Origin of the sequence: Ferruginibacter sp., from assembly GCF_031430955.1 — a bacterium.
Classification (GTDB): domain Bacteria; phylum Bacteroidota; class Bacteroidia; order Chitinophagales; family Chitinophagaceae; genus Ferruginibacter.
Map to the genome: position 1 here is coordinate 1 of NZ_JANPCM010000283.1, position 4,936 is coordinate 4,936.

At 35.6% G+C, this 4,936-nt stretch carries 4 protein-coding genes and 1 tRNA gene; 3 read left to right on the forward strand and 2 right to left on the reverse strand.

The window, feature by feature from the left end; genetic code table 11:
• The first annotated feature begins 115 nt into the window (after positions 1-115).
• Entirely contained in the window at positions 116-625 is a 510-nt protein-coding gene (locus tag ACY65O_RS08010; RefSeq protein WP_462220333.1) for a DinB family protein, read from the forward strand.
• Between the two features lie 64 nt (positions 626-689).
• Here the strand turns inward: ACY65O_RS08010 and ACY65O_RS08015 are convergent, their stop codons facing one another.
• Both ACY65O_RS08015 and ACY65O_RS08020 read right to left on the reverse strand, forming a co-directional pair.
• Entirely contained in the window at positions 690-2,855 is a 2,166-nt protein-coding gene (locus ACY65O_RS08015) for a carboxy terminal-processing peptidase (protein ID WP_462220334.1), read from the reverse strand.
• A gap of 172 nt (positions 2,856-3,027) precedes the next feature.
• Positions 3,028-3,101 (reverse strand) — tRNA-His (locus ACY65O_RS08020).
• 105 nt (positions 3,102-3,206) lie between these two features.
• On the opposite strand from ACY65O_RS08020, the gene ACY65O_RS08025 reads away from it, so the two are divergent.
• Positions 3,207-3,815, forward strand: a complete 609-nt coding sequence (locus tag ACY65O_RS08025) for a DUF445 domain-containing protein (protein WP_462220335.1) — start codon at positions 3,207-3,209, stop codon at positions 3,813-3,815.
• A gap of 138 nt (positions 3,816-3,953) precedes the next feature.
• Entirely contained in the window at positions 3,954-4,604 is a 651-nt protein-coding gene (locus tag ACY65O_RS08030; protein WP_462220336.1) for an alpha/beta fold hydrolase, read from the forward strand.
• Positions 4,605-4,936 lie beyond the last annotated feature (332 nt).

The following is a 4,936-nucleotide window of genomic DNA, read 5'->3' on the forward strand; positions in this document are numbered from 1 at the left end:
TGTACCACAATGAACGAATGCCCGTTCCCAAAAAAATATACTGCGATTACCAATTACTCCCGATATTTCTTATTTTTATACCTTATAAAATTTTAAGCCTAAAAACACTTTCAACATGCCAAAGCCATCGCCATCAAGCCACTCCACTTATTTTCAAAAATATATTGATCTTGTACCGGAGGAAGATTTAACCACAGCATTTCAAAAGCAATACCCTATTCTGTCTGAATTTTTACACAGTATTAATGAAGACAAATCTGCTTATGCTTATGCGCCGGGTAAATGGACGATTAAAGAATTGCTGCAGCACATGACGGATACCGAACGCATTTTTGCTTACCGCAGTTTATGCTTTGCCCGTAAAGAAAAAAACTCTCTGCCCGGCTTTGATGAAAATGATTATGCAGCAGCCAGCAATGCCAACGAACGCACCTGGAAAGAACTGGCAGATGAATTTTTATTTGTAAGAAAATCTACTGAAATATTATTCAACAGTTTTACAGAAGCGGCTTTAAGCAACAGCGGCACCGCCAATAACAATCCTGCAACGGCTGCCAGCATGGGCTTTACTGCCATAGGGCATGTGTATCACCACATTAATGTTTTAAAAGAAAGATATTTGTAAGCCACAAGAAAAATCCCGTTAAGCATTATGCAAAACGGGATTTTTTTACGAAGTATTTCTTTGATTAATTATTCTTTGCGGTAGCTTTTTGCATTATCATAGTGTTTACTACTTTTAATGTTTCATCAATATAAATATCGCCGCTTAATCTTTTAAGCCATTGCTTATTTCTTTCTACCCTGTCTTTTGCTGCATTAATATTTACGGTATCGGCTGCAACGTTTTTAACCACCAGCTCTTTTGGAAGTTTAAACAAAGTATCCAGTTCTTTGTAAGCTGCTTTAACCTGCTTTTGTTCTTCTTTATATTTTACAATATTTAAAGAACTTTCTTTTTCGCTGTTGGTGCTTAACCAGTTAATGTTGTTTTTAATCTTACTAAAAACAGATCCCTTATTAATTTTATCGTAAGTAATATTTACAACGGCATCGTTAGTGGTAGAAGTTGTCCAGGGCTGATAATCTGCTTTTGCAATTTCATCCCACGAAAGTGATGAGGCATTATCTTTTTCACGAAATTTTAAATGTTCGTACCTGTCGGCCAAAACCACATCGGGGGTTACACCTTTTAATTGGGTAGCACCACCATTAATACGGTAAAACTTTTGCAGCGTTAATTTTAATGCACCTAAATCTTCTGCATTTTTATTGGCAAATAAAGGGTTTTCACTTTCAGGCGATAATGGAATATTGCGTTGCACAGTTCCTTTACCGTAAGTAGAAGTGCTGCCAATAATAATTCCACGTTTGTAATCCTGTATGGCTGCAGCAAAAATTTCTGATGCTGATGCACTAAACTCATCTACCATTACTGTAAGCGGCCCGGTGTATAAAATATTTTTATCCCTGTCCCTTAAAACGGTAGCTTTTTCATCCCTGCCTTTAACCTGTACAATGGGTCCATCTTCAATAAACAAACCTGCCATCTTAACCACTTCAGATAATGATCCGCCGCCATTGCCCCTTAAATCAATAATAATACCTTCTACATTTTCTGCTTTTAATTTGGTTACTTCTTTTGCCACATCATTAGAACATCTTGGGCCGTTTGGATCCTGAAAATCCTGGTAAAATTCCGGCAGCCAGATATAGCCTACTTTATGTTCGCCATTAATTACTGCACTCTTGGCAAAAGTGTCTTCTAATTTTATTTTATCTCTTAACAAAGAAATTACTTTTATTGTACCATCAACTTTTCTAATAGTCAATTTTACTTCCGATCCTTTATCTGCCCCTCTTATTAATTTAACAGCATCGGTTACAGAATACCCGGTAACATCAACCGGCTCAGCATTGCCCTGAGCAATTTTAATTATCTCATCATCAATTTTAACATCACCATTTCTTTCGGCAGGCATACCTGCAATAAGGCTGGCAATTTTAATTTTACCATCTTCTTCTTTTAACTGGGCACCAATGCCGTAAAATCCCCCGCTCATACTTTCGTCAAAAGAGCGTTTGTCAACCGGTGGAAAATAATCGGTATGCGGATCCATACTTTGGGAAATAGCATTTACAAAAGTGCTGAAATTCTCATCTGTTGTTTCATGTGTTTTTTTAGTGGTCATCGATCTTTCCATTCTCTTTTTAACATAGTCCCGGGCCTCTCTTTCCAATGTGCTGTCGGCCTTTTGCACAAAATCTTTTTTAGCTTTATTTTTCTCTCTGTCTTCCTGCAGCTCTGCAAATTTGCCCAGCACAATATATTTAAGCGATTTTCTCCACACTTCTTTACGCTCTGCTTCCGATTTAGGAAAACTTAGTTTATCCCTGTCCATTTGTATGGTTTCATCTTTTGTAAAATCAAAAGGCTTTGCCAAAACTTCATTTATCAATAAAAAACTTTCGTCACGCCTTTTCATATACACTTCGTTAATGGCAAAAAAAGATTGCAGGTCGCTGCCGTGTATCTCATCGTCTATCCTGGCATCAAACTTTTTAAACGATTCTATATCGCTTTGCAGAAATATACTTTTTTCATTATCTAATTCTTCCGTAAATTTTTTCAAAACTTCTTTAGAAAAATTATCATCTATCTTTTTAGGGCTGTAATGTCCTTCTTCCAGCAAAATACCCACATTGCGTAATACTTTGGAGTATTTAGATTTTGGATTATCGTCATTTTCATTTTTTCCCTGCGATTGAAATGCAACGAAAAGGCTGGCACCTGTAAGCACCAGTATAACCGGAATAAATTTTTTACTCATCATAAAGTTTGCAATTTTTTGCATGATGTAAAATTAACGTAAAAGCGTTGTTTTTATTTACAGTTTAACGCACTTATAAGAATAATGTTTTGTTAAAGGCATTTTGTGGAAAAATATGCTGATAAATGGATGATACAATTACCAATTGTCTTTAAAACAAAAAAATGCTGCTTTTTAGTGCAGCATTTTTTGTTTGGGTAATCGAGGGGGCTCGAACCCCCGACCCTCAGAATCACAATCTGATGCTCTAACCAACTGAGCTACGACTACCGTTTTTTATTCTGCTGCAAAAGTAAAGAAAAACTTTTCTCCTTCAAAATTACATTTTGAGCGAGGGTTATAATGCGTTTTCTTTGCAATCGAAAATTGAATGTAATGCACTGGACAAATTATATAATTCCTGTTTTGTTATCAACCTTTACCGGCTGGGTAACTACATGGATAGCGATAAAAATGTTATTCCATCCCCGTAACCCGGTAAATATTCTGGGGTTTAAACTGCAGGGCATCTTTCCAAAAAATCAACAATTAATTGCACAAAAACTGGGGCAGGTGGTTAGTAAAGAGTTTTTATCGTTTGCCGAAATTGAAGCCAAAGTTACCAACCCCGATAATTTGCAAATGCTGAAGCCTGAAATTGAAAAGCATATTGATAAATTTTTACGGGAAAAATTAACCGATCTTTTTCCAATGCTGTCTATGTTTATTGGTGATAAAACTATTAACCAGTTAAAAGATGCTTTTTTAATGGAGCTGGAAAGCCTCTTCCCTATTTTGATGAAAAGTTATATGACCAAATTGGAAAAAGACCTTGACCTGGAAAAAATTGTGACAGAAAAAGTAGCCAGTTTCTCATCAGAAAAATTAGAAGATATTTTAAACCAAATAACAAAAAAAGAATTTAAATTTTTAGAAGTAATTGGTGGCGTGTTTGGTTTTTTAATTGGATTGGTGCAGGTACTTATACAGGTTATGAGCAATTAAATATATTGACTAACCTGTAATATAAAAAATAAAAAGCTGTTAGTCTGAGCTTGTCGAAGACGGGTTGAGTAATAAGAGGCTTTCAAAAAACTCAGTTTTATACAAGCCAAATATTGACAGAAAAAATAAAAATTAAAAGTGACCATCTATTTTCTTAGTGGTTTGGGTGCCGATAACAGGGCATTTAAATATTTAACCTTTCCGGCAAATACAGAAATTGTATTTATCGACTGGTTGATACCGGAAAAAAATGAACCGCTCCGCAGTTATGCAAAAAGAATTGCCGAAAAAATTGATCATTCAAAACCATTTATATTAGTTGGGCTTTCGTTTGGCGGCATACTTGCCACAGAAATTTTAGAATTTATTACACCGCAAAAAACAATTCTTTTATCCAGCGTTACACGGCGGCAGGAGCTTCCTTTTTATTACCGGATGGTCGGTTTTTTTAAGCTTAATAAAATCATTCCTTTAAAATCAACCAACAAAATTAATTTTTTAACCAACTGGGTGTTTGGTATTTCGGCACCAAAAGATAAATTGCTTTTAGCTGAAATTCTTGCAGCTACCAATTCGGAATTTTCCAGGTGGGCAGTTAACGAAATTTTAAACTGGAAAAGAACCGTTACACCTTCAAACTTAATTCGCATACACGGTAATAAAGACAGGGTGTTGCCGATGATTAAGTTTAAGCCCGATTATTTAATAAAAGACGGCGGGCATTTAATAGTAGTTACGCAGGCAAAGGAGATATCTAAAATTCTGGAAGCTGCGATACTTGAAGTTTGATAAAAAGGTATTAAGCCGCATCTCTACAAGTTATGCTACCACTCATCATCTAACCACCATTCAATTGAACTTTTGAAGCCACCTTTGGTTATTATTTTTTTAAATACGACAGTTTTTCTGTAAAAAAACGTCTAACTATAAAACTAACATTAAAAATACAGTATGAATCTTTTTAGAATTTTCCTTTGCATTCTTTTTATTTCTTTTTCAATTACTTTAAAAGCACAAATGCCAGGCGGAGGCCGTGGGCAAATGGGTGGCGGCCAAAATATGAATCTCGGCCATTTTTATGGTAAACTTGTTGACAGTGCTACCAATAAGCCGGTTGAAGC